A 25068-nucleotide genomic window follows, 5' to 3' on the forward strand; every position below is an offset into this window, starting at 1 on the left:
CCTTGCACGGTTGACACCCTGCAAGGCTTTTTTATGCATGACGACTTAACTTAGCTTGCTAACAATGTGAGTATTTGTCGTCCCCAAAGGCCTGGTGAAGCCCCGTCTTCACAAGAGAGCCCGATTAGCCTGAGCCGATCTGCGCGTATTGCAGCCGCGCTGCTGCGTGGCAGATGGCTCGACCCCATCACCTCATAGAATGCGGGCGTGCCCATGATTACCCTGAAGCTCAACGGTCAAGATCATCCACTGGACGTCACCGAGGACATGCCGCTGTTGTGGGCCATCCGCGATGTGGCGGGTTACAGCGGTACCAAATTCGGCTGCGGCATGGGCCTGTGCGGCGCCTGCACCGTTCATATCGACGGTGATCCGGCGCGCAGTTGCATTACTCCGGCCGGCTCGGTGCTGGGCAAGAACATCAGCACCATCGATAACCTGCACAACGATCCGATCGGGCAGGTGGTACAGCAGGCCTGGCTGGATACAGCGGTGGCCCAGTGCGGTTACTGCCAGGGCGGACAGATCATGTCCGCCACTGCATTGCTCAAGACCCATCCCAATCCCAGCGACGAGCAGATCGAGGAGGCGATGCTCGGCAATATCTGTCGCTGCGGTACCTATAACCGGATCAAGACCGCAATTCGCCAGGCCGCCAACCATCTGCAGGAGGCCAAGGCATGAACCACCTACCCAGTGATTTTGCCCTGAGCAACCTCAGCCGCCGGAGCTTTCTCAAGGGCGTGAGCGCCACCGGGGCCCTGGTGCTGGCTGCCAGCTGGGGTTGGCAGGAGGCGTTTGCCGAAGACAATAAGTTCGGTGCCGATGGCATGCCTCATGGCTGGGTCGATGATCCCAAGGTCTATGTGAGTATCGCCAGCGATGGCAGTGTGACGGTGATCTGCAACCGTTCGGAGATGGGCCAGGGTGTGCGTACCAGCCTGAGCATGGTGGTGGCTGACGAGCTGGATGCCGATTGGGCTCAGGTCAAGGTCAAGCAGGCGCCAGGGGACGAGGCACGCTTTGGCAACCAGGACACCGACGGTTCGCGCAGCATGCGCCATTGGTACGAGCCCATGCGTCGTTGCGGCGCCGCCGCGCGGACCATGCTGGAACAGGCCGCCGCCGAGCAATGGCAAGTACCGTTGACCGAGTGCCGGGCGCAGTTGCACAAAGTGGTTCACCAACCCAGCGGGCGCGAGCTGGGCTATGGCGCTCTAGCCGCAGCGGCGGGGGCCTTGGCTGTGCCGGCCCGGGACAGCCTGCGGCTGAAGCAGGCGTCGGAGTTTCGCTATATCGGTAAAGAGGCGACCCGCGCCATCGACGGCCAGGACATCGTCAATGGCCGCGCGGTGTACGGCGCCGACGTGCACTTCGAAGGCATGCTGTTCGCGGCGGTGGCGCGGCCCCCGGTCTATGGCGGCAAGGTCAAGTCCGTGGATGACAGTGCTGCCCTGAAGGTGCCTGGGGTGATCAAGGTCATGCCTATCGATGGCCGTCCGTTGCCCTCCGAGTTCCAGCCCCTGGGCGGTGTGGCGGTGGTGGCGAGCAACACCTGGGCGGCGATCAAGGGCCGCGATGCCTTGAAGATCGAGTGGGACGACGGAGTCAATGCCGGGTACAACTCCATCGAATATCGCAAGGAGTTGGAGGCGGCGGCGCAAAAGCCGGGCAAGGTGGTGCGCAGCACCGGCAACCTCGATGAAGCCCTGAGTGGTGCGCAGAGCAGCCTGGAAGCCACCTATTACCTGCCGCACTTGGCCCAGGCACCCATGGAGCCGATGGTGGCCGTGGCGCGCTTCATGGATGGCCGGTGCGAAGCCTGGGCGCCGAGTCAGGCACCACAGGTCACCCGCGAGCGGATTGCCGAGCGATTGGGAATCGGCTTTGACCAAGTCACGGTCAACGTCACCCTGCTGGGCGGCGGCTTCGGACGCAAATCCAAGCCGGACTTCATTCTTGAAGCGGCCATTCTGGCCAAGGCGTTTCCCGGCAAGGCGGTGCGGGTGCAATGGACCCGGGAAGACGATATTCACCACTCCTACTTCCATACGGTGTCGGCGGAGTACCTCAAGGCCGGGCTGAACGAGGACGGCATGCCCGCCGCCTGGCTGCATCGCACCGTGGCACCGAGCATTACCGCGTTGTTCGCCCCGGGGATGAACCATGAAGGCGCCTTCGAGCTGGGCATGGGTTTCACCAACATGGCCTATGCAATCCCCAATGTACGTCTGGAGAACCCCGAGGCCGCAGCCCATACCCGGGTCGGCTGGTACCGTTCGGTGTCGAATATTCCCCACGGCTTTGCCATTCAGAGTTTTATCGACGAACTGGCCCATAAGGCCGGCCAGGACCCGCTGAAGTACCAGCTGAAACTCTTGGGGCCGGATCGTCAGATCGATCCGCGAACCTTGAGCGAAGAGTGGAATTACGGCGAGTCCCCCGAGCGTTATCCCATCGATACCGGGCGCCTGCGTGGCGTGTTGGAAGCGGCGGCCAAGGCCGCCGGTTGGGGGCGTTCGTTGCCCAAGGGGCGCGGTCTGGGGTTGGCAGTGCACTACAGCTTCGTGACCTATGTGGCAGCGGTGATCGAAGTGGAGGTGAAGGAGGATGGCACGCTGATCGTGCACAAGGCCGACATCGCCGTGGATTGCGGTCCGCAGATCAACCCTGAGCGCATTCGTTCACAGTTCGAAGGGGCATGTGTCATGGGCCTGGGCAATGCGGTGTTGGGGGAGATCAGCTTCAAGGACGGCAAGGTGCAGCAGGACAACTTCCATATGTATGAGGTAGCACGCATGTCCCTGGCGCCGAAAGAGGTGCAGGTGCATTTGCTGACTCCGCCGGGTGAGGTGCCGCTGGGGGGCGTTGGTGAGCCGGGTGTACCGCCCATTGCGCCGGCCCTGTGCAATGCCATCTTCGCCGCTACCGGCAAGCGCATCCGCAATTTGCCCGTGCGCTACCAGCTGCAGGGTTGGCAGCAGGCGGGTGACTGATGGACAGCGTCGACCTGAACGTTCTGCGCAGTGTTCTGGAGTGGCGCCGCGCCGGGCGCACGGTGGTGCTCTATAGCGTGGTCCAGACCTGGGGCAGTGCGCCCCGGCTACCGGGGGCCATGTTGGCCTTGCGCGACGATGGGGTGGTGATTGGCTCGGTGTCCGGCGGTTGTATCGAGGATGACTTGATCACGCGCCTGGCGGATGGACGCTTGTCCCTGTCCGGGCCGCCGGTGCAGTTGCTGACCTATGGCGTAACCCTGGAGGAGGCGGCGCGCTTTGGCCTGCCTTGTGGCGGTACCTTGCGCCTGACCGAGGAGCGGGTCGGCGACCCGTCCTGGGTCGCCGAGTTGCTGGCGCGCTGCGAAGCGCACCAGATCGTGGCTCGGGAGTTGAACCTGAGCAGTGGGCAGGTGCTGCTCAAGGCCGCGAGCAAGGCGGATGAACTGGCGTTCGACGGGCTCACTTTGCGGGCGATCTATGGGCCGCGCTGGCGTCTGTTGTTGATCGGTGCCGGGCAGCTTTCCCGCTATGTGGCACAAATGGCTCGTCTGCTGGACTTCGAGGTGCTGGTCTGTGATCCGCGCCAGGAGTTCGTGCAGGGCTGGGAGGATCAGGATGGACGCTTTGTCGCGGGCATGCCTGACGATGCGGTGCTGAGTATCGAGCCTGATGAGCGCACGGCGGTGGTGGCCCTGACCCACGATCCGCGTCTGGATGATATGGCCCTGCTGACGGCGCTCGACTCCCCGGCGTTTTATGTCGGAGCGCTGGGTTCCCGGGTCAACAGCCAGAAACGGCGGGACAATCTGGCGCTCTTGGGGCTGTCGGCGCGGGCCATCGAGCGTTTGCATGGCCCGGTGGGGCTGCACATTGGCAGTCATACGCCGTCAGAGATTGCCTTGTCGCTGATGGCGGAGATCGTGGCGATCAAGAATGGTGTCGAGCCCCTGCAGAAGAAGCCGTTGGCCCGCGCAACCGAGGCGACCACATGACTCCTCTGCCTTGCGCCATCATCCTGGCGGCGGGGCAGGGCAGTCGTTATCGACAGGCGGCAGGGCGCGATCAGGATAAGTTGCTGGCACCTTGTAGAGGTCGCGATGGCGTATTGCGGCCGGTGCTGGAGCAGGTGTTGGTCAACCTGCCGGTGGAAATGCCTCGGCGGGTGTTGGTCACGACGCCGGGACGGCCGCAGGTGGCGGCGCTGGCGCGGGCTTATGGCTGCCAGGTGCTGTTGCTGGACTCCCTTGGCATGGGCCAGAGTCTGGCGGCGGCGGTGGCTGCCAGTGCCGATGCCGGTGGTTGGCTGATTTTGCTGGGAGATATGCCCTTTATCTTGCCTTCCAGCGTAACGCGGGTGATCGAGGGGTTGACCGAGGAGGGCATCAGCGTGCCTCGGCGGGGTGACGATCTGGGGCATCCGGTGGGGTTTGGTCGGGCTTATGGCGCCGCATTGCAAGGCTTGTCCGGCGATCGTGGCGCCAGGTGCCTGTTCGCCCCGGGCAAGGTGGTCGAAGTGTCAGTGAACGACCCGGGAGTGGTATGGGATGTGGATCGACCCGAGGCGCTGGTCTATCGGGATCGCTGAATGGCAGGCATGAAAAAGCCCCGCTCGGTTAACCGGGCGGGGCTTTTTCATTGCCGATGGAATCAGACGAGAGGTTTAGGCTCGTGCTGTTTTTCCTCGACGTGGGCTACGTGCTCAACGGCGTGTTCGACGTTGTGCTGAGCCTCTTCCACGGCTGGGGCAGCGTGCTCGATCGCAGGTTCGGCGACTGGTGCAGGTGCTGCTTCGGTTGCTTCGACAGGCGCTGGAGCGGCCTCGACGACCACTGGCGCTTCTACCGGAGCAGGCTCGGCAGCGACCACGGCTTCAACCGGGGCAGCAGCGGCGGCCAGTTCGGCTTCCTTCTGCAGGCGCTCGGCTTCACGCTTGCGACGACGCACTTCACGCGGATCGTTTGGTGCACGACCGTTGCTGGTCAGGGCGCTGGCAGGAGCAGCCTCGATCACTGGAGCAGGTGTTTCGGCAACCACGGGGGCGGCAACCGGAGCAGGCTCTTCAGTCTGGGCTGGCTGCTGGGCAACCACTGGCTGCTCGACAGCTACAGGCTCGGTTGCAGGCGCTGGAGCTTCCTGAACCGGCTCGATGGCTTTCTCTTCAGCCGCTGGCGCTTGGGCTACAGGTTCTGCAACAGGTTGCTCGGCAACCACTGGCTGTGCTTCCACAACCACGGCAGGTTCTGCAGCGACTTCAACCTGGGCTGGTTCTGCAACAACCGGGGCCACTTCGGCTACAGGAGCAACTTCAACCGCTGGAGCTGCTGGAGCTTCCACTGCAGTGGTCGCCTCAACCGAAGGTGCTTCTGGAGTCTTTTCTTCAACCGCGGCCGTAGCGCGTTCAGCCTGCTGATGAGCTTCGGCTTCAGCGTTGGCGCTGATGGCGGTGCTGGCAACAGCGGCGGTAACCGCGAGGCCGGCAGCCAGATCGGCGCTGCTTGGCTCTTCGCCATTCTCTTCCGAGCCTTCGATCACATTGCCGTTGGCATCGCGCTGACGTTCACGACGGTTGCTGCGACGACGCTGGCCGCGGGAGCGACGACGTGGACGTTCGCCTTCGGCGTTGTCCTGGCCTTCTTCCTGCAGTTGCTCTTCGTTCGGCAGCACTTCTTCTTCGCTGGCGGCAGCGGCCTGAGCCTGCTCGGCACGTGGTTGACGCTCTTCACGCGGTTGACGTGGCTGGCGCTCTTCACGTGGCTGGCGAGCTGGACGCTCCTCAGTCACTACAGCGGCGGTAGCGGCGGCTGCAGCCGGAGCGGCATCCAGAGGCTCACGCAGTTCGCGAACACGTTCTTCACGTTCGCCACGTGGCTTGCGGTCCTCGCGAGGGGCGCGTGGTTGACGTTCTTCACGAGGGGCGCGTGGAGCGCGTTCTTCGCGGGCTACGCCTTGTACTTCTTCACGGGCTTCACGAACTTCTCGCGGCTGACGCTCTTCCCGCGGTGCGCGTTCTTCACGTGGAGCACGTTCTTCGCGCGGCTTGCGTTCTTCATCGCGGCGACCGTTGCGGTTGCGGCTCTGTTGGCGGCCATTGCGACGTTGCTCTTCGTTGCTGCGTGCAGGACGTTCGGTCACTGGCTTCTCGACCACAACCGGAGCCGCTGGCTCTTCCTTGGTGGCGAACAGGCTGACCAGGGACTTCACCAGGCCTTTGAACAGGCTTGGCTCGGCAACAACCGGGGCTGGAGCGGCAACCGGGGCAGGGGCTTCGGTTGGCACTGGTGCGTTGGCGCGGGCCGGAGCGGTCTTCACCGCGGCTTCCTGGCGAACCAGGGTGCGGGTGGCGGCGGTTGGCTGAACTTCTTCGGCTTCGGCAGCAGCAGCAGCGATTTCGTAGCTGGACTGGTTGGTGTTGGCTTCCGGGCTGTCATCGCGCAGACGCTGTACTTCGAAGTGCGGTGTTTCGAGGTGATCGTTCGGCAGAATGACGATGCGGGCACGGGTACGCAGTTCGATCTTGGTGATCGAGTTGCGTTTTTCGTTGAGCAGGAAGGCTGCGACCGGAATCGGCACTTGGGCGCGAACTTCGGCGGTACGGTCTTTCAGGGCTTCTTCTTCGATCAGGCGCAGGATCGCCAGGGACAACGACTCGACGTCACGGATGATGCCGGTGCCGTTGCAACGCGGGCAGACGATGCCACTGCTTTCACCCAGGGATGGGCGCAGGCGCTGACGGGACATTTCCAGCAGGCCGAAGCGCGAGATGCGACCGATCTGCACGCGGGCGCGGTCGGCTTCCAGGCATTCGCGGACTTTCTCTTCCACGGCGCGCTGGTTCTTGGCCGGGGTCATGTCGATGAAGTCGATGACGATCAGGCCGCCGATGTCACGCAGGCGCAACTGGCGAGCGATTTCTTCCGCTGCTTCCAGGTTGGTCTGCAGGGCGGTTTCTTCGATGTCGCTGCCTTTGGTGGCGCGGGCCGAGTTGATGTCGATGGACACCAGGGCTTCGGTTGGGTCAATGACGATGGAGCCGCCGGAAGGCAGCTCAACGACGCGCTGGAAGGCGGTCTCGATCTGGCTTTCGATCTGGAAACGGTTGAACAGCGGAACGCTGTCTTCGTACAGCTTGATCTTGCTGGCGTACTGCGGCATCACCTGGCGGATGAAGGTCAGGGCTTCGTCCTGGGCTTCAACGCTGTCGATCAGCACTTCGCCGATGTCCTGGCGCAGGTAGTCGCGGATCGCGCGGATGATCACGTTGCTTTCCTGGTAGATCAGGAATGGCGCGGAGCGATCCAGCGACGCTTCTTTGATGGCGGTCCAGAGTTGCAGCAGGTAGTCGAGGTCCCACTGCATTTCTTCGCTGCTGCGGCCCAGGCCGGCAGTGCGCACGATCAGACCCATGTCGGCAGGAGCTACCAGGCCGTTCAGCGCTTCACGCAGTTCGTTGCGCTCCTCACCTTCGATGCGACGGGAGATGCCACCGGCACGCGGGTTGTTCGGCATCAGCACCAAGTAGCGACCGGCCAGGCTGATGAAGGTGGTCAGGGCAGCGCCCTTGTTGCCACGCTCTTCTTTTTCGACCTGGACAATGACTTCCTGGCCTTCGCTCAGGACGTCTTTGATGTTGACGCGGCCTTCAGGGGCTTTCTTGAAGTATTCGCGGGAGATTTCTTTGAGGGGCAGGAAGCCGTGGCGCTCAGAGCCGAAATCGACAAAGGCAGCCTCAAGGCTTGGTTCGATACGAGTGATGCGGCCTTTATAGATGTTGGCCTTTTTCTGCTCGCGTGCACCGGACTCGATGTCCAGGTCGTAGAGGCGCTGGCCGTCTACCAGGGCAACACGCAACTCTTCGGGTTGAGTTGCGTTAATCAGCATTCTTTTCATGTAGTACCGTCGGTTTCCGGGCTGCCGGAAACGGCGTTCGGCACACACGACTTCTCACGGTCGGTGTCAGGTGCGTCAGGAGTGGTTGACCACTCGAGTGTCTAGCGAGGTTCGTCCGAATAACTAAGAACGAAGTCGCGACTCACGCGTCCTGCTTGCTGTGGTGACTAAGGCACCGCTTAAGCAAAAGTCTGTCAGGAGGAGGAATCAACCGGCGACTGTGGACGAGATGAAGCGTCTTGAATAAAGCCTAATGCTACACAGTCCGACGGTTGTGCATCTCCACCCTACACGTATCCCTGATAATTCGGGTGCTGCCGCGCGCAGAATCCGCAGCGGGTTGGCATTTACCGTGAACTCCGAAAGGGGAGGTCACGCATCATGGCTAAAGGCGTTGTTTCCGTAACCTTCGCTCGGGGTCGTCTGTCGCCGACTGCACTTTGTGAACTGGCCGTTAATCGCTGCGTATAAAGGCGAGTGATAACTCTGCTTTCTACGGGTTTCAGGCCTCATGTCACCTGCGCTTGTTACAACGTCAAACTCTTCCGGTATGTAGCGAGAGCTGCGTAGGACGGCCTTGCGTCCTTATGAATTGCGTTGGTCAGGGCCGGCTAGTTGCCGCTGTTCCGCTGTCCAGCCGCTTTTGGCGGCGTTCGCGACTATAGCAGCAATCATTAAGTGCTTCAAATCCATAAAAAATTGTTATCATTCGCGCCATGACGACTACTGCCCCCTCGACTCCAGGCGTTCAATTGCTTGAGGTCTCGCCGGAATATGCCGGCCAACGAATTGATAACTTCCTTCTTGCTCGGCTCAAAGGCGTGCCCAAGACCTTGATTTATCGCATTTTGCGCAAAGGCGAAGTGCGAGTGAACAAGGGGCGGATCAAGCCCGAATACAAGCTGCAGGCGGGCGATGTGGTGCGCGTGCCGCCGGTGCGCGTGCCTGAGCGCGACGAGCCGGTGCCGCTGGCGCAAGGTCTGCTGCAGCGTCTTGAGGCCTCAATCGTTTTCGAAGACAAGGCCCTGATTGTGATCAACAAGCCCGCAGGCATTGCTGTGCATGGCGGTAGTGGCCTGAACTTCGGGGTGATCGAAGCCTTTCGTCAGTTGCGTCCGGACGCCAAGGAGTTGGAGCTGGTGCATCGCCTCGACCGTGATACCTCTGGCCTGTTGATGATCGCGAAAAAGCGCAGCATGTTGCGCCACCTGCATGCCGCCTTGCGGGGGGATGGTGTGGATAAGCGCTATATGGCGCTGGTTCGTGGGCACTGGGCTACCGCTCTGAAACAGGTACGAGCGCCGTTGCTCAAGAGCAATCTGCGCTCAGGCGAGCGCATGGTGGAAGTGAACGAAGAGGGCAAGGAGGCCTTGACGGTGTTCAAGGTGCTGCGCCGCTTCGGTGAGTTCGCCACCATGGTTGAGGCCAAGCCGGTCACCGGGCGTACGCATCAGATTCGCGTGCACACCCTGCACGCCGGGCACTGCATCGCCGGCGACAGCAAGTACGGCGACGATGATTTCACGCGTGAGATTCGCGAGTTGGGCGGCAAACGCCTGTTTCTCCATGCCTATATGTTGACGGTGCCGCTGCCGGACGGTGGTGAGCTGAAGTTGCAGGCCCCGGTGGACGAAATGTGGGCCAAAACCGTGGAGCGCTTGAGTGCACCCTGATTACCAGCTGCTGATCTTCGATTGGGACGGCACTCTGGCTGATTCCATTGGTCGGATTGTTGAGTCGATGCACGTGTCTGCCGATCGATCCGGTTTTCCTCGGCGTGATGACTTTGCCGTCAAGGGCATCATCGGGCTTGGTTTGCCGGAGGCGATTCGTACCTTGTATCCGGATATCGACGACGGCCAGTTGGTAGCCTTTCGTCAGCATTATGCGGATCACTACATAGCGCTTGAGGCTGAGCCTTCACCGTTGTTTGCCGGAGTGGTGTCGTCTCTCGAGGCCTTTCGGGCTGAGGGGTATCGGTTGGCGGTCGCTACGGGCAAGGCGCGTCGGGGCTTGGACCGGGTGTTGAGAGCTCATGGTTGGGAAGAGTATTTCGATATCACCCGGGCTGCCGATGAGACTGCCAGCAAGCCCCATCCCTTGATGCTGGAGGAAATTCTTGCTCATTGCGGTGTCGGGCCTCGGCAAGCGTTGATGGTTGGGGATTCGTCCTTTGATCTGTTGATGGCGCGTAATGCGGGCATGGATTCGGTGGCTGTGAGCTACGGTGCTCAGTCCATTGAGGCTTTGCAGGCATTTGAACCGCGCCTGTCCATCGACCGTTTTCCTGAGTTGCACGCCTGGCTCAGCCAGGGTGCCGATTAAGTTTTCGCTGGGGTAGCAAGCATGACTGATGAATGGAAGGCGCCAAGCAAGGCCGGCGCTGAAGGTGGTGACGATAAGAGTTGGAAGTTGTTGGAAAAGACCCTCTTGGCCGGCGTTCAGGAGCAGCGTCGTTCGCGGCGTTGGGGGATTTTCTTCAAGTTGCTGACCTTTGTGTACCTGTTTGTTGCGCTGGCGCTGTTTACTCCGTTGATGACCATGGAAAAGAACGCCACTCGTGGCGGCAGCTACACCGCTGTGATCGATGTCACGGGGGTGATTGCCGACAAGGAGTCTGCAAGTGCGGACAATATTGTCGGTAGCTTGCGCACGGCCTTTGATGATCCCAAGGTCAAGGGCATTGTTTTGCGTATCAACAGTCCTGGCGGCAGTCCGGTGCAGTCTGGCTATGTTTATGACGAGATTCGCCGTTTGCGGGCTCTGCACAAGGACACCAAGGTTTATGCGGTGATTTCCGATCTTGGTGCTTCCGGTGCTTATTACATTGCCAGTGCTGCTGATCAGATCTATGCCGACAAGGCGAGTCTGGTGGGCTCCATTGGGGTGACGGCTGCCGGTTACGGTTTTGTCGGCACCATGGAGAAGCTGGGGGTCGAGCGCCGTACCTACACCTCGGGTGAGCACAAGTCGTTCCTTGATCCGTTCCAGCCGCAAAAGCCAGAAGAGACCCAGTTCTGGCAAAGCGTGCTGGACACAACTCATCGTCAGTTCATCGCCAGCGTCAAGCAGGGGCGTGGCGAGCGTCTCAAGGATAAGGAGCATCCTGAGCTGTTCTCAGGGTTGGTCTGGTCTGGCGAGCAGGCATTGCAGTTGGGTTTGATCGACGGTCTGGGCAACACCAGTTCGGTCGCGCGGGATGTGGTCGGTGAGAAGGAGGTGGTGGATTTTACTGTTCAGGAATCGCCTTTTGATCGTTTCTCGAAGAAACTTGGTGCCAGCGTTGCTGAACAGATCGCCATGTGGATGGGCTTTCAGGGGCCAACCCTGCGTTGACTCCGGGGTAAGTAAAAAAGCCGGCCGCAGTGCCGGCTTTTTAGTGCCTGCTCAGGGTACTTCCACGCCTTCGACCAGTAGCATGTCCACCAGGCGGATCAGGGGCAGGCCTATGAGGCTGGTGGCGTCGCTGCCGGCAGTGCTCTGGAACAGGCTGACTCCCAAGCCTTCGGCCTTGAAGCTGCCGGCGCAGTCGAAGGGTTGCTCTGTGTGCAGGTAGCGTTCTATGCGGGCGCTGTCGAGGGTGCGCATGTTGACGGTAAAGGGGACGTAGTCCACCTGGCATTGGCCGGTCTGGCTGTTGAGCAGGGCCAGGCCGGTCAGGAAGGTCACGCTCGCGCCGCTGGCGTCCAGCAGTTGCTGGCGGGCCTTGTCGAAGGTGTGAGGCTTGCCGATGATGCGCTCCCCTAGTACCGCTACCTGGTCCGAGCCGATGATTAGGTGTGCCGGGTGAGTGGTTGCGAGGGCGCGAGCCTTTTCCTCCGCCAGGCGTTTCACCAGCTCTATGGCGGGCTCGCCGGGGCGGTGGCTTTCGTCAATATCAGGAGAGCTGCAGGTGAAGGGGAGTTGCAGGCGAGACAGCAATTCCCGGCGGTACACCGAGCTCGAAGCGAGTAATAAAGGCAGCATGCGCATCTCCTGGGGTGGGGCTGGAATTCTAGCGGGGCTCGCAAGTGACGGACAGGGCTGAATTTCCTTTGACATGGCCGGGGGCATCCCTATAATGCTGCGCCTATGTTGAATGACCCGATTCCACCTCACGTTGACCCGCGCAAATTGGCTGACCGTGGCACCACCCTTCAAGGTGAACTGCTGCTGGCCGATTTGGAGAGACTCTGCGACCCGCTTTCCGACAATGTCGGTACGGTGCAGGCTAAATTCGTTTTCGAGCGTGACGAGCGTAAAGCTGTGGTTATTCACAGCTCCATCGACGTCGAAGTCAAAATGGTTTGCCAGCGTTGTCTTGAGCTGGTCACCCTGCCGATCCACAGCGAGTGCAGTTATGCCGTGGTGAAGGAGGGTGCGAATACCCAGTCGTTGCCGAAAGGTTATGACGTGCTGGAACTGGGCGAAGATCCTTTGGATCTGCAGGCGTTGGTCGAGGAAGAGCTTTTGCTTGCCTTGCCCATCGTGCCTGCTCATCATCCGGAAGAATGCCAGCAGCCGGCGGGGCTCGATGAGCCCGAACCGAGCGAGGACGAGGTAACGCGGTCCAACCCGTTCAGTGTATTGGCGCAGTTAAAGCGTGACCCAAACGTTTAGGAGTTAATCAATTATGGCTGTTCAGCAGAACAAAAAATCCCGCTCTGCCCGTGACATGCGTCGTTCCCACGATGCTCTCGAGGCTAGCACCCTGTCCGTAGAAAAGACCACCGGTGAAGTTCACCTGCGTCACCACGTATCGCCAGAAGGCGTATACCGTGGTCGTAAAGTGATCGATAAGGGCGCTGACGAGTAATCCTTGTCCGCTCAAGTCATCGCGATTGACGCAATGGGCGGGGACTTCGGTCCCCGCAGCATTGTTCAGGCCAGTATTGCTTGCCTGTCTGCTACCCCCTCGCTGCACCTGACCCTGGTCGGTCAACCCTCCCTTCTTGAAGAGCTGCTCTCCGGTCATTCGGCTGTGGATCGCGCGCGCCTGACGATTACTCCGGCAAGCGAAGTGATCACCATGGATGAGAAGCCTGCTCAGGCATTGCGTGGCAAGCCTGATTCGTCGATGCGGGTGGCTCTTGAGCTATTGCGGGATGAAAAGGTCCAGGCCTGTGTCAGTGCTGGTAATACCGGGGCGCTGATGGCTCTGTCGCGTTACGTACTCAAGACCCTGCCCGGCATCGATCGTCCGGCGATGGTGGCTGCCATCCCCACTCAGCGCGGCTATTGCCAGTTGCTGGATCTGGGGGCCAATGTCGATTGCAGTGCCGAGCACCTGTTGCAGTTCGCCATCATGGGGTCGGTTGCGGCGCAAAGCCTGGGCATCGTCCGGCCACGGGTTGCCTTGCTGAACATCGGTACCGAAGACATCAAGGGCAACCAGCAGGTCAAGCTGGCGGCGAGCCTGCTGCAGCAGGCTCGTGGCTTGAACTATATAGGTTTTGTCGAAGGTGACGGGTTGTATCGGGGTGAGGCGGATGTAGTGGTGTGCGACGGGTTCGTCGGCAATATCTTGCTCAAGTCCAGCGAGGGCCTGGCCACCATGATTGCCTCCCGTATCGAGGCGCTGTTCAAGCGGAATCTGTTGTCTCGGGCTGTAGGGGTGCTGGCCTTGCCTTTGATGCGGCGGCTGCAGGCGGACCTGGCGCCTGCTCGGCACAACGGCGCTAGCTTCCTCGGGCTGCAGGGGATTGTGGTGAAAAGCCACGGTTCGGCAGGGGTTCAGGGTTTTCAGAGTGCGATTCAGCGTGCGCTGATTGAAATCCAGGAAGACTTGCCGCGACGCCTGCATGGGCGTCTTGAAGACTTGTTGCTTTAGGCGTTTTACCTGTGGAGTGCTTAAATGTGACCGCTCAGTTCAATTGGCCATCCAACTGTCAGTTTCTTGCGTCCACTGCGGTGTGACGTCAATTCTCCGACGACAAGATCATTAGGGGCTTGTTACATGTCTGCATCCCTCGCATTCGTCTTTCCAGGACAGGGCTCGCAGTCCCTCGGCATGTTGGCCGAGCTGGGCGCGCAGTACCCGCTGATCCTCGACACGTTCAAAGAAGCCTCCGATGCTCTGGGCTACGACCTCTGGGCTCTGACCCAGCAAGGTCCCGAAGAGCTGCTCAATCAGACCGACAAGACTCAACCGGCCATCCTCACTGCCTCCATCGCCCTGTGGCGCGTATGGCTGGCTGAGGGCGGTGCGCGTCCGGCCTTCGTCGCGGGTCACAGCCTCGGTGAATACAGTGCCCTGGTAGCCGCCGGTAGCCTGACCCTGGCCGAAGCGGTCAAGCTGGTGGAGCGCCGTGGTCAGTTGATGCAGGAAGCCGTGCCTGCGGGGCAGGGCGGCATGGCTGCGATTCTTGGCCTGGACGACGCCGACGTAGTGGCCGCTTGTGCTGAAGCGGCACAAGGCGAAGTTGTCAGCGCGGTGAACTATAACTCCCCGGGCCAGGTGGTCATCGCCGGTGCCAAGGCTGCGGTGGATCGTGCCATTGAGGGCTGCAAGGCTCGTGGTGCCAAGCGTGCCATGCCATTGCCGGTCAGCGTGCCATCCCATTGCGAACTGATGCGCCCTGCGGCTGAGCGTTTCGCTGAATCGATTGCTGCGATCAACTGGCAGGCTCCGCAGATTCCGCTGGTGCAGAATGTCAGCGCCGCTGTAGCGGCCGATCTGGACACCCTCAAGCGCGACCTGCTGGAGCAGTTGTACAAGCCAGTGCGCTGGGTCGAGTCGGTGCAGACCCTCGCGGCCCAAGGCGCTACCCAATTGGTCGAGTGCGGTCCGGGCAAGGTCCTTGCCGGTCTCAACAAGCGCTGCGCTGAAGGCGTATCGACCTCTAACCTGAATACCCCAGATGCTTTCGCTGCCGCTCGTGCAGCGTTGGCCTGAACTAGGAGAAGCTTGCATGAGTCTGCAAGGTAAAGTTGCACTGGTGACCGGCGCCAGCCGTGGGATCGGCCAGGCCATCGCGCTTGAGCTGGGGCGTATGGGCGCCACTGTAGTGGGTACTGCCACTTCCGCTTCGGGGGCCGAGCGCATCGCCGCCACCCTCAAGGAAAACGGCATTCAAGGCACTGGTCTTGAGCTCAATGTCACCAGCGACGAGTCCGTGGCTGCGGTCCTGGCCAGCATCACCGAGCAGTTCGGTGCGCCAGCGATTCTGGTGAACAATGCCGGTATCACTCGCGACAACCTGATGATGCGCATGAAAGATGACGAGTGGTATGACGTGGTCGATACCAACTTGAACAGTCTGTATCGCCTGTCCAAGGGCGTTCTGCGTGGCATGACCAAGGCTCGTTGGGGTCGAATTATCAGTATTGGCTCGGTTGTGGGTGCCATGGGCAACGCAGGCCAAGTAAACTACGCCGCCGCCAAAGCCGGTCTGGAAGGTTTCAGCCGTGCCCTGGCGCGTGAAGTGGGTTCGCGGTCGATCACTGTAAACTCGGTTGCTCCAGGTTTTATCGATACCGATATGACCCGCGAGCTACCGGAAGCACAGCGTGAAGCCCTGCTGACGCAAATTCCGCTGGGTCGTCTGGGTCAGGCTCAAGAGATCGCGCAAGTGGTCGCTTTTCTGGCATCCGACGGTGCGGCATACGTTACTGGGGCTACAATCCCGGTCAACGGCGGGATGTATATGTGAGTCAAATGTGACGGATTGCTTCAAAAAAATGTCATACGAGCTGTCTAAAATCCGTTATAAAGCTGCAATCAATTTATAGGCAGATGGCCAAAGGGTTTGAGGGATGAAGCTTTCAGTTGAAAAGCTGAAAAGCCTTTCTATACACTTACCCACTGGCCAGCTGCCTGAATTTGTCCATTAGGAGTGAAAACAAGGTATGAGCACCATCGAAGAGCGCGTCAAGAAAATCGTTGCTGAGCAACTGGGCGTTAAAGAAGAAGAAGTTGTGAACACCGCTTCCTTCGTTGAAGACCTGGGTGCCGACTCCCTTGACACCGTTGAGCTGGTGATGGCTCTGGAAGAGGAATTCGAGACCGAAATCCCTGACGAAGAAGCTGAAAAGATCACTACCGTTCAAGCAGCTATCGACTACGTTACCAGCCACCAGGCTTAATCGTTTGTAGTCGTCTTTTGCTGTCATGGAAAAACCGCACTGCCGTTACGGCGTGCGGTTTTTTCTTTAGGCCTGATACAAAGTGTCGTCATTAGAAAAAGGAGAGTGCTGTGTCGCGTAGACGCGTCGTAGTCACCGGTATGGGTATGTTGTCGCCACTGGGTACGGATGTACCGAGTAGCTGGCAGGGCATTCTGGCTGGCCAAAGTGGCATTGGTCTGATCGAACACACCGACCTTTCTGCCTATTCCACCCGTTTTGGCGGCTCGGTAAAGGGCTTCAATGTCGAGGAATACCTGTCGGTCAAAGAGGCCCGCAAACTCGACCTGTTCATTCAATACGGTCTGGCGGCCGGGTTTCAGGCGGTGCGTAACGCCGGCCTGGAAGTGACCGATGCCAACCGTGAGCGCATTGGCGTGGCCATGGGGTCAGGTATTGGCGGTTTGACCAATATCGAAGAAACCAGCCGCATCCTGCACGATTCCGGACCACGACGGATTTCTCCGTTCTTCGTGCCTGGCTCGATCATCAATATGATTTCCGGCTTCCTGTCCATCCACCTGGGTGCCCAGGGGCCGAACTACGCCATTTCAACGGCGTGTACCACCGGTACCCATTGCATCGGCATGGCTGCGCGCAACATCGCCTACGGCGAAGCCGACGTGATGATTGCCGGCGGCGCCGAAATGGCCGCCTGTGGCCTGGGCATGGGGGGCTTCGGTGCGTCCCGTGCGCTGTCGACTCGCAATGACGAGCCGACCCGCGCCAGCCGGCCGTGGGACAAGGGTCGCGACGGTTTCGTGCTGTCCGACGGCGCCGGCGCGCTGGTTCTGGAAGAGCTGGAGCACGCCAAGGCCCGTGGCGCCACGATCTACGCTGAGCTGATCGGCTTCGGCATGAGCGGCGATGCCTATCACATGACGTCGCCGCCCGCCGATGGTGCCGGTGCCGCTCGCTGCATCGCCAACGCCTTGCGCGACGCCAAGCTCAATGTCGATCAAGTGCAGTACATCAACGCCCATGGCACTTCGACTCCGGCCGGTGACCTGGCAGAGGCCGAAGCGATCAAGAGCGTGTTTGGCGACCATGCCTACAAGCTCGCAGTCAGCTCCACCAAGTCCATGACCGGTCACCTGCTGGGTGCTGCCGGGGCGATCGAGGCGATCTTCAGCGTACTGGCAATCAACAGTCAGGCCGCGCCGCCCACCATCAACCTGGATGAACCGGATGAGGGCTGTGACCTCGATTTTGTGCCGCACACTGCGCGCAGCATGGACATCGATGTGGTGCTCTCCAACTCCTTCGGCTTTGGTGGCACCAACGGCTCTCTGGTGTTCCGCCGGTTCTCCGAGTGATGCATAGCTGGGTCGACGGTCGGCCGGCTGACGCACTGTCGCTCAAGGACCGCGGCCTGGCCTATGGCGATGGTCTGTTCGAGACCATCGCTGTCCGATCCGGGCAGCCGCAACTGCTGGAGCGGCATCTGCAGCGTCTGGCCGAAGGCTGTCGACGTCTTGCTCTGAATGCGGATCAGTCGCTGATCCGCAGTGAAGTGTTGGCCTATGCGGCCGCTCTGGGTGAGGGCGTGCTCAAGCTGATCCTGACCCGGGGCGACAGTCTGCGAGGATATGCCGCCGATCCTGCAGGCGCTGCGCGGCGGATTCTCCAGGGCGGCGCTTTGCCGGCCTATCCTGCGGTTCATGCCGATCAGGGGGTTGTGCTATTTCCTTGTGTCACGCGTTTATCCGAGCAACCGCTGTTGGCGGGCCTCAAGCATCTCAATCGCCTTGAACAGGTTCTGGCTCGCGCTGAATGGCGCGATCCCGAGCACGCCGAAGGCTTGATGCTTGATGGTGCCGGACGGGTGATCGAAGGCGTATTCAGCAATCTGTTTCTGGTCAGCCAAGGAAGTCTCCTGACGGCTGATCTGAGCCGCTGCGGTGTGGCAGGAGTGATGCGCGCTGAAATTTTGTTTCAGGCCAAGTCACAAGGCATCCCCGTTGAAGTGGCGGATATCAGTCTCGATCAACTGCAACAGGCGGACGAGGTCTTTGTCTGCAACAGTGTCTATGGCATCTGGCCGGTGCGTGCCTGCGCCGGGATGCGCTGGTCGACAGGACCGCTCACCCGTAAACTGCAGGGCATTACCCGCGCACTACTGGATGCTTGATTCGTGAGACGTAAACTTCTGCTCCTGCTGGAAACCGGACTGGTCCTGGCAGGGCTGCTGCTGGGCGCGAGTGCCTGGAAACTGCACTCGGCCCTGGAACAACCGCTGAACCTGGGTCAGGAGCAGTTGCTTGATGTTCCCGCCGGTTCTACGCCCACCGGAACCTTCAATCGTCTGCAGGCTGATGGCGTGATCCAGGATGCGTTCTGGCTGCGCCTGTACTGGCGTTTCAACTTGCCGGGCCAGCCTTTGCACAGCGGCGAGTACCGTATGACTCCGGGCATGACTGCCGAAGGCCTGATCGGTCTCTGGCAGCGAGGCGAGGTGGTGCAGTACAGCCTGACCCTGGTGGAGGGCTGGAACTTCCGTCAGGTGCGCAGTGCCCTGGCCAAGAGCGACAAATTGCAACAGACCCTGGCTGGTCTCAGCGACAGCCAGGTGATGGAGAAACTCGGTCACGGCGGCGTGTTTCCCGAGGGGCGTTTCTTCCCCGATACCTATCGTTTTGTGCGAGGCATGACTGATGCTGAACTCTTGGAGAAGGCCTACGATCGCCTGGACGAAGTGTTGGCCAAGGAGTGGGGCAAGCGTGCGGACGATGCGCCCTACAGCGACCCCTATCAGGCGCTGATCATGGCGTCGCTGGTGGAAAAGGAAACCGGCGTGCCCCAGGAGCGTGGACAGATCGCTGGGGTTTTTGTGCGGCGCATGCAGATCGGCATGCTGCTGCAGACCGATCCTACAGTGATCTACGGCCTGGGCGAGCGCTACACCGGCAAGCTGACCCGGGCGCACCTCAAGGAAGCCACACCCTATAACACCTATGTGATCGCCGGTTTGCCACCCACGCCGATTGCCATGGTCGGGCGCGAGGCGATTCATGCCGCTCTCAATCCGGTACCGGGCAAGAGCCTGTATTTTGTGGCCCGCGGCGACGGTAGCCATGTGTTCTCCGATGATCTGGATGCCCATAACAGCGCCGTGCGCGAATTTCAGCTCAAGCGTCGCGCCGACTATCGTTCCAGCCCGGCGCCTGTAACTGCTCCGGCTGCTTCCGAAGCCGAGAGTCCGGCGCCGGCAGTCGCGCCTCAGGCGGCTCCGGAGAGCTCGCCGCCAGCGTCGCCTGAGCCGGCTGTAGCTCCCACTCCGGTGGAGCCCGAACCCGCGCTGAAAAGCCCGCAATGACTCTGATTAAGGACTGCCTGTGACTGGCTTGTTTATTACCCTGGAAGGCCCGGAAGGTGCCGGCAAAAGCACCAACCGCGAGTACCTCGCCGAGCGTTTGCGCGCCGCAGGTATCGAAGTGGTGTTGACTCGCGAGCCTGGTGGCACGCCCTTGGCTGAACGGATTCGCGAAGTGTTGCTGACTCCGGGTGAGGAGGTCATGAATGCCGATACCGAGCTGCTGTTGGTGTTTGCTGCCCGCGCCCAGCACTTGGCCACCGTGATTCGCCCGGCATTGGTCCGGGGCGCGGTGGTGCTGTGCGACCGCTTCACTGATTCGACCTACGCCTATCAGGGTGCTGGTCGTGGCCTGAGCCTTGCGCGCATCGCTGCCCTGGAGGATTTCGTCCAAGGCGAGCTGCGCCCGGATCTGACCCTGGTTTTTGACCTGCCGGTGGACGTCGGTCTGGCCCGCGCCAGTGCCCGTGGCCGGCTGGATCGTTTCGAACAGGAAGGCCAGGCGTTTTTCCAGAAGGTCCGTGAGGCTTACCTGAAGCGCGCCGAAGCTGCTCCACAGCGTTATTTCCTGGTGGATGCGGCGCAGCCACTGGCGCAGGTCCAGCAGTCCCTGGATGCCTTGCTGCCACAATTGCTGGAGCGCGCCCGTGGCTGAAGTCTTCCCCTGGCAGGACGGCCTCTGGCAGCAGTTGGCGGGGCGCGCGCAGCATGCTCACGCGTACCTGCTGCACGGCCCGGCGGGAATTGGCAAGCGGGCCCTGGCCGAGCGCCTGATGGCGCGGTTGTTGTGCCAGCGCCCCGATGGGCTGGATGCCTGCGGTCAGTGCAAGTCGTGCCTGTTGTTGCAGGCGGGCAGTCATCCGGACAATTACGTGCTGGAGCCCGAAGAGGCGGATAAGGCGATCAAGGTCGACCAGGTTCGTGATCTGGTGAGCTTCGTGGTCCAGACTGCGCAACTGGGCGGGCGCAAGGTGGTGCTGATCGAGCCGGTGGAGTCGATGAACATCAATGCGTCCAACGCCCTGTTGAAAAGCCTTGAGGAGCCTTCAGGCGACACTGTGTTGTTGCTGGTGAGCCATCAGCCCAGCCGGCTGTTGCCCACCATTAAGAGCCGTTGTGTACAGCAGGCGTGCCCATTGCCCAGCGCGGCAATGAGTCGGCAGTGGCTGTCCCAGGCCTTGCCCGAATGCACCGAGGAGGAGCGGTTGGAGCTGCTGACCCTGGCAGCGGGATCGCCGCTGGCTGCCGTCGGCCTGCAGGCACAAGGTGTGCGTGAGCAGCGGGCGTTGGTGGTGGAGGGGGTGAAGAAGTTGCTCAAGCAGCAACAGTCGCCAACCCAGTTGGCCGAGGCCTGGAATGCCATTCCCTTGTTGCTGCTGTTCGATTGGTTCTGTGACTGGTCGAACCTGATCCTGCGGTACCAACTGACCCAGGACGAAGACGGCCTGGGTTTGCAGGACATGCGCAAGGTGCTGCAGTACCTGGCGCAAAAGTCCAGCCAGGACAAGGTGCTGGCGATCCAGGACTGGATCCTGGCCCAGCGGCAAAAGGTGCTGAGCAAGGCCAACCTTAACCGCGTGTTGCTGTTGGAAGCGCTGTTGGTGCAGTGGTCGGCGCTGCCTACCCAGCGCTGACGGGCAACACCTAGAATCAAGCCTGTATCCGGCCGGACTGTGCAGTCCGGCCCTTTCATTTATCGGATGTAGTTGCAGCCTCTTATGCTCGTAGATTCCCATTGCCACCTTGATCGTCTCGACCTTGCCGCCCACGACGGCTCACTGGATGCCGCGCTTGAGGCGGCCCGTCAGCGCGGTGTCGGGCATTTTCTGTGCATTGGCGTCAGTGCCGACAACGCGGCGGACGTCAAAGCCCTGGCCGAGCGTTATGACGACGTCGATTGTTCGGTGGGGGTGCATCCGTTGGATGTGCAACCGGGGGCGGCACCGGCGCTGGACTGGTTGCTGGACGAATTGAACCACCCGCGGGTGGTGGCCATCGGCGAGACCGGCCTGGATTATCACTACGAGCCGGAAGCTGCCGAGTTGCAGCAGGAGTCCTTCCGCTTGCACCTGCAGGCTGCGCAGCAGACTGGCAAGCCGGTGGTAGTGCATACCCGCGGTGCCCGGGCCGATACGCTAGCGCTGTTGCGTGAAGCGGCATTGCCCAATGCCGGCGTACTGCATTGCTTCACCGAGGACTGGGGCATGGCCAAGGCGGCTCTGGACCTGGGGTTCTATATTTCTCTGTCGGGCATTGTCACCTTCCGCAATGCCGACGCGTTGCGCGATGTGGCGCGGCAGGTGCCTGCCGATCGCTTGCTGGTGGAAACCGATTCGCCTTATCTGGCGCCTATTCCCTATCGCGGCAAGCCCAACTTGCCGCAGTACGTACGTGAAGTGGCGGAGTTCCTGGCGATGCTGCGGGGCGAAGCCTATGACGCCTTTGCCGAACAGACCACGACCAACTTCAAGCGTCTGTTTCCCCTGGCGCGAGTCAAGGGCGAGGCCTGAGCCGCCAGTGCGTGGGAGGGCAAATTCCAGGCAAAAAAAACCCGGGTTCTGGGGGGTGAATCCGGGTTAAGACCATTAGGAGTAAAACTAAGGCACGCGGTCCTTCGGTACCTTGATCGGCGTTTCACTTGGGGGAGATGTCCCGCCGACAGTTCAAGTATTGATCACTATTGCATTCAGTCCAGTTGGCCCTGCTCGTTTTTTAAACAAATTTGGAATACGGGCGCTTCGGTTGAGTTCTCATTTGCCATGTTTTAGGGCTTACTTCGCTGAAAATCATCAAATATCAGCCTTTTTTTGCAAAATTTGCGCGATTTAGACGATTTTTCCCGCCCTGTTAAACACACAAGCTGTTGCAGTTTAATTTCCCGGAAGCCTGATCCCCATCAATGGCATCGATACTTTCAGACCTGTCGCCTGTCCTGGGTGGCTCTTTCGAGGCTCATCGGTGATATTTCCTGATGCTGATAAAGGCAACACTCCTGCGAGGCAGTGAAGCCATTGCGACTCATTGCGGTGTTTTCGTCGAGTGTGGGGCTGAGGCCGGTATCGAGAGCCGATTACAGAAAAATTGAGACTTTACGGTCTGATCCGAGGCTATATAGCTATCGATGTTTTCTATTTGAACCGCTTGCCGGCCCCGTATTCACTGGATTTTCCGGATGTTTGCGACTCATCTGCGTCCTGTCGTCTAGTGGGCTTTTACGTCAGAAACAGTGGCAACGACGGATGATCCGTGCATTTTGGCGTAAGTTAGGCATAATACGCGGCTTCGATTTTGACCCCGAACAGACCTTTTCTTATGCAGAAAGAACCTCGTAAGGTCCGTGAGTTTCGTCGCCGTGAGCAAGAAATTCTCGATACCGCGCTCAAGCTGTTCCTCGAACAAGGTGAAGACAGCGTCACCGTCGAGATGATTGCGGATGCCGTGGGTATCGGCAAAGGGACCATCTACAAGCATTTCAAGTCCAAGGCGGAGATCTACCTGCGCCTGATGCTCGATTATGAGCGCGACCTGAACGAGCTGCTGCACTCTGCCGATGTCGACAAGGACAAGGAGGCCCTGTCCCGGGCCTACTTCGAGTTCCGCATGCGCGATCCGCAGCGTTACCGGTTGTTCGACCGCCTGGAAGAGAAGGTGGTCAAGGGCAATCAGGTGCCGGAGATGGTCGAGGAACTGCACAAGATCCGTGCTTCCAACTTCGAGCGCCTGACCCTGCTGATCAAGGGCCGCATCAGCGAAGGCAAGCTGGAAGACGTGCCGCCTTACTTCCACTACTGCGCTTCCTGGGCGCTGGTGCACGGTGCTGTGGCGCTGTACCACTCGCCGTTCTGGAGCAATGTGCTTGAGGATCAGGAAGGTTTCTTCCAGTTCCTGATGGACATTGGCGTGCGCATGGGTAACAAGCGCAAGCGCGACCCCGACACTTCCAACGGCTGAGGCATTTGCCCGTTGTATTGCGCCATCGGGTAACTGTATGGCGCTGTGTCCGAGGAATATACTCAGGCATGGGACTTGCTAAAACCTGATTTTTGAGTCAGGTTTTGCCGGTTCTCCCTTCTTACGCCGGAGTCATCCATGATCGTTGATCGTCAAGGCAGGCGCTTTCGCAACTTGCGGATCAGTCTGACGTCTGCCTGCAACTACGCCTGTACCTACTGCGTGCCCAACGGCAAGCGGCTGGTGGCTGCCCAGGATGAGTTGTCGGCCCAGGCGATGGCTCGGGGCGTGGCGTATCTGATCGAAGCGGCTGGCATCGAACGCTTGCGCATCACCGGCGGTGAACCACTGGTCAGCCCCAAGCTGGAAGCCTTCATGGGGGCGGTGGGGCGGATGGGCCTGGATGACATCAGTCTGACCACCAACGGCCAGTTGCTGGCGCGCAAGCTGCCATTGTTGCTGGACGCAGGGATCCGTCGAATCAACGTTTCTCTCGACACTCTGGATGCCAAGGCGTTTCGCAGTATCGCCCGCGGCGGGGATCTGGCCACTGTGCTGGATGGCATGCAGCAAGCTCGTGCGGCGGGGTTGAAGATCAAGGTCAACATGGTGCCGTTGCGCGGACAGAACCTGGATCAGGTCATGCCGTTGCTCGACTACTGCCTGCAGCAGGGCTATGAATTGCGCTTCATCGAATTGATGCGCATGGGCCACCTGGCCAGTGATGGCAATGCTTTCCTGCAGCAGTTTGTCAGCCTGCAACAGTTGCTGGACTTGATCGGCCAGCGTTACGACTACCTCCAGGCCGACGCGCCATTGGATGCCACGGCCGTGCGCTACGAGATTCCCGGCCTTGGCCATTTCGGAGTGATTGCCAACGAGAGTGTGCCGTTCTGCCGGACCTGCTCGCGCCTGCGGTTGTCTTCCACTGGCTGGTTGCACGGCTGCCTGTCTTCGAGCAATCGTCACTATGTTGGCGATCTGCTGGACAAGCCGCGCCATCAAGCCTTGCCGGCCCTGCAGCGCTTGTTGGTCAAGGCCTTGGGAGACAAGCAGGATGTGGCCTTTTCCGGTGGTGCCACGGTGATGAAGATTATCGGTGGGTGAGGCTGATCTTCAGTGAATTTCCTTCAATCGCGTAGCTGGCGCGGAAGCTGCATCCCGTGGCCATTCGCCGGTTTTCCGTCACCGGATTTTGGAGGGTAGGATGCGTAGCCTGGTTTTGCTGCTGGCCTTTTTGGCGCTCGGCGGCTGCATGAATGTCAGTGATATGGGCGAAGGGGTGCGTTATCACTTGAGTGACGCTGGGGTGCTCGACCACAGTGACACCCGCCGTACCAGCTCATTCCGCATTCAGCCGGATTCGTTCATTTTCATCGCCCAGGGGCCTTTTGCTCCCCCAGGCAGCGCTTACCCGCGACCCAACGTGGTAGCGGAGGAAGCCTTCAACGGCTTTATCGAATATTTCCCCATGGTGCGTCGCGCCCGTGCAGCCGAAGGCCTCAACGAAGCCATGGCCGAAGCCCGGGAACTGGGGGCGCATTATCTGCTCTATGCCCGTTTTGCCAAGGCGGATGACCGTATCGGCAACTCCGATGAGTGGCTGGATCAGGAAGCTGTGGACCGCCTGGGGGTCGATACCAGTACCATCCAGATCATGCTGATCGAAACCAGTACCCAGTATCTGATCGATTCGGCACGTATTCGCAGTCGTGGCGGTTTACTGACGTTCCACGACAACAAGCCCCAGGATCTGCTCGGCCCGCCGTTGCAGCAATACGCCCGCGGTTTGCTGGGCTTGAGCGACTGATTGAT

Annotated in this window: 24 protein-coding genes; 22 read left to right on the forward strand and 2 right to left on the reverse strand. The window is 60.4% G+C overall.

Going from position 1 to position 25068, the window contains the following annotated elements:
* Positions 1-213 precede the first annotated feature (213 nt).
* From P7C00_RS09720 to P7C00_RS09735, 4 genes are read left to right on the forward strand one after another with little or no spacing between them, the layout of a single operon-like run.
* A complete protein-coding gene (locus P7C00_RS09720) occupies positions 214-684 on the forward strand; it encodes a 2Fe-2S iron-sulfur cluster-binding protein (protein WP_317072079.1) in 471 nt (156 codons plus the stop codon).
* Positions 681-2996 (forward strand): molybdopterin cofactor-binding domain-containing protein, encoded by a 2316-nt coding sequence (locus tag P7C00_RS09725; protein WP_404938766.1) that lies wholly within the window; start codon positions 681-683, stop codon positions 2994-2996. The genes P7C00_RS09720 and P7C00_RS09725 overlap by 4 nt, the downstream gene beginning before the upstream one ends.
* Complete coding sequence (locus tag P7C00_RS09730) at positions 2996-3991, forward strand: XdhC family protein (protein WP_404938768.1); 996 nt, start codon at positions 2996-2998, stop codon at positions 3989-3991. Before P7C00_RS09725 ends, P7C00_RS09730 begins: the two co-directional genes overlap by 1 nt.
* Positions 3988-4584, forward strand: a complete 597-nt coding sequence (locus P7C00_RS09735) for a nucleotidyltransferase family protein (protein ID WP_346631902.1) — start codon at positions 3988-3990, stop codon at positions 4582-4584. The genes P7C00_RS09730 and P7C00_RS09735 overlap by 4 nt, the downstream gene beginning before the upstream one ends.
* Before the next feature lie 62 nt (positions 4585-4646).
* On the opposite strand, the gene rne is transcribed toward P7C00_RS09735, so the two are convergent.
* Positions 4647-7886: a ribonuclease E gene (gene rne, locus P7C00_RS09740; protein WP_404938770.1), complete on the reverse strand. Its 3240-nt coding sequence runs from the start codon at positions 7884-7886 to the stop codon at positions 4647-4649.
* A gap of 716 nt (positions 7887-8602) precedes the next feature.
* Between rne and rluC the strand changes: the two genes are divergently transcribed.
* Genes rluC through sppA form a run of 3 tightly spaced genes read left to right on the forward strand, consistent with a single transcriptional unit; the run spans position 8603 to position 11222 of the window.
* Positions 8603-9559, forward strand: a complete 957-nt coding sequence (gene rluC / locus P7C00_RS09745; protein ID WP_016965316.1) for a 23S rRNA pseudouridine(955/2504/2580) synthase RluC — start codon at positions 8603-8605, stop codon at positions 9557-9559.
* Positions 9549-10211 carry an HAD-IA family hydrolase gene (locus tag P7C00_RS09750; RefSeq protein ID WP_404938772.1) on the forward strand — a complete coding sequence of 221 codons (663 nt, stop codon included), beginning with the start codon at positions 9549-9551 and terminating at the stop codon, positions 10209-10211. Before rluC ends, P7C00_RS09750 begins: the two co-directional genes overlap by 11 nt.
* A 21-nt stretch (positions 10212-10232) precedes the next feature.
* Positions 10233-11222: a signal peptide peptidase SppA gene (sppA, locus tag P7C00_RS09755; RefSeq protein ID WP_404938775.1), complete on the forward strand. Its 990-nt coding sequence runs from the start codon at positions 10233-10235 to the stop codon at positions 11220-11222.
* A 51-nt stretch (positions 11223-11273) separates the two neighbouring features.
* On the opposite strand, the gene P7C00_RS09760 is transcribed toward sppA, so the two are convergent.
* Positions 11274-11852 (reverse strand): Maf family protein, encoded by a 579-nt coding sequence (locus P7C00_RS09760; RefSeq protein WP_404938777.1) that lies wholly within the window; start codon positions 11850-11852, stop codon positions 11274-11276.
* A gap of 105 nt (positions 11853-11957) precedes the next feature.
* On the opposite strand from P7C00_RS09760, the gene P7C00_RS09765 reads away from it, so the two are divergent.
* The 15 genes from P7C00_RS09765 to P7C00_RS09835 all read left to right on the forward strand — a co-directional run bounded on the left by P7C00_RS09765 (position 11958) and on the right by P7C00_RS09835 (position 25063).
* On the forward strand, positions 11958-12485 hold the full coding sequence (locus tag P7C00_RS09765) for a YceD family protein (protein WP_011060115.1): 528 nt from the start codon (positions 11958-11960) through the stop codon (positions 12483-12485).
* Between the two features lie 13 nt (positions 12486-12498).
* Complete coding sequence (gene rpmF / locus P7C00_RS09770) at positions 12499-12681, forward strand: 50S ribosomal protein L32 (protein WP_003179396.1); 183 nt, start codon at positions 12499-12501, stop codon at positions 12679-12681.
* A gap of 3 nt (positions 12682-12684) precedes the next feature.
* Positions 12685-13695, forward strand: a complete 1011-nt coding sequence (gene plsX / locus P7C00_RS09775) for a phosphate acyltransferase PlsX (protein ID WP_346631896.1) — start codon at positions 12685-12687, stop codon at positions 13693-13695.
* Between the two features lie 126 nt (positions 13696-13821).
* Positions 13822-14760, forward strand: a complete 939-nt coding sequence (fabD, locus tag P7C00_RS09780) for an ACP S-malonyltransferase (RefSeq protein WP_016968270.1) — start codon at positions 13822-13824, stop codon at positions 14758-14760.
* 16 nt (positions 14761-14776) lie between these two features.
* Complete coding sequence (gene fabG, locus P7C00_RS09785) at positions 14777-15517, forward strand: 3-oxoacyl-ACP reductase FabG (RefSeq protein WP_011060118.1); 741 nt, start codon at positions 14777-14779, stop codon at positions 15515-15517.
* A gap of 196 nt (positions 15518-15713) precedes the next feature.
* Positions 15714-15950: an acyl carrier protein gene (acpP, locus tag P7C00_RS09790; RefSeq protein ID WP_003175607.1), complete on the forward strand. Its 237-nt coding sequence runs from the start codon at positions 15714-15716 to the stop codon at positions 15948-15950.
* A gap of 110 nt (positions 15951-16060) precedes the next feature.
* Positions 16061-17305 (forward strand): beta-ketoacyl-ACP synthase II, encoded by a 1245-nt coding sequence (gene fabF, locus P7C00_RS09795; RefSeq protein ID WP_011060119.1) that lies wholly within the window; start codon positions 16061-16063, stop codon positions 17303-17305.
* On the forward strand, positions 17305-18120 hold the full coding sequence (gene pabC, locus P7C00_RS09800) for an aminodeoxychorismate lyase (protein ID WP_404938779.1): 816 nt from the start codon (positions 17305-17307) through the stop codon (positions 18118-18120). Before fabF ends, pabC begins: the two co-directional genes overlap by 1 nt.
* 3 nt (positions 18121-18123) lie before the next feature.
* Positions 18124-19305, forward strand: coding sequence for an endolytic transglycosylase MltG (gene mltG / locus P7C00_RS09805; protein WP_404938781.1), 1182 nt, complete (start codon positions 18124-18126; stop codon positions 19303-19305).
* Positions 19306-19324: 19 nt separating this feature from the next.
* Positions 19325-19957, forward strand: coding sequence for a dTMP kinase (gene tmk, locus P7C00_RS09810; RefSeq protein ID WP_404938783.1), 633 nt, complete (start codon positions 19325-19327; stop codon positions 19955-19957).
* Positions 19950-20936, forward strand: a complete 987-nt coding sequence (locus P7C00_RS09815) for a DNA polymerase III subunit delta' (RefSeq protein ID WP_404938785.1) — start codon at positions 19950-19952, stop codon at positions 20934-20936. The genes tmk and P7C00_RS09815 overlap by 8 nt, the downstream gene beginning before the upstream one ends.
* Positions 20937-21020: 84 nt before the next feature.
* Positions 21021-21812, forward strand: a complete 792-nt coding sequence (locus P7C00_RS09820; RefSeq protein WP_404938787.1) for a TatD family hydrolase — start codon at positions 21021-21023, stop codon at positions 21810-21812.
* A gap of 802 nt (positions 21813-22614) precedes the next feature.
* A complete protein-coding gene (locus P7C00_RS09825) occupies positions 22615-23253 on the forward strand; it encodes a TetR/AcrR family transcriptional regulator (protein WP_159897239.1) in 639 nt (212 codons plus the stop codon).
* Positions 23254-23391: 138 nt separating this feature from the next.
* Positions 23392-24360, forward strand: a complete 969-nt coding sequence (locus P7C00_RS09830; protein ID WP_346631890.1) for a radical SAM protein — start codon at positions 23392-23394, stop codon at positions 24358-24360.
* Between the two features lie 100 nt (positions 24361-24460).
* On the forward strand, positions 24461-25063 hold the full coding sequence (locus P7C00_RS09835) for a DUF4823 domain-containing protein (protein WP_102863903.1): 603 nt from the start codon (positions 24461-24463) through the stop codon (positions 25061-25063).
* Positions 25064-25068 lie beyond the last annotated feature (5 nt).

Origin of the sequence: Pseudomonas sp. JDS08PS003 (assembly GCF_045013505.1) — a bacterium.
GTDB classification, from domain to species: Bacteria; Pseudomonadota; Gammaproteobacteria; order Pseudomonadales; family Pseudomonadaceae; genus Aquipseudomonas; species Aquipseudomonas protegens_B.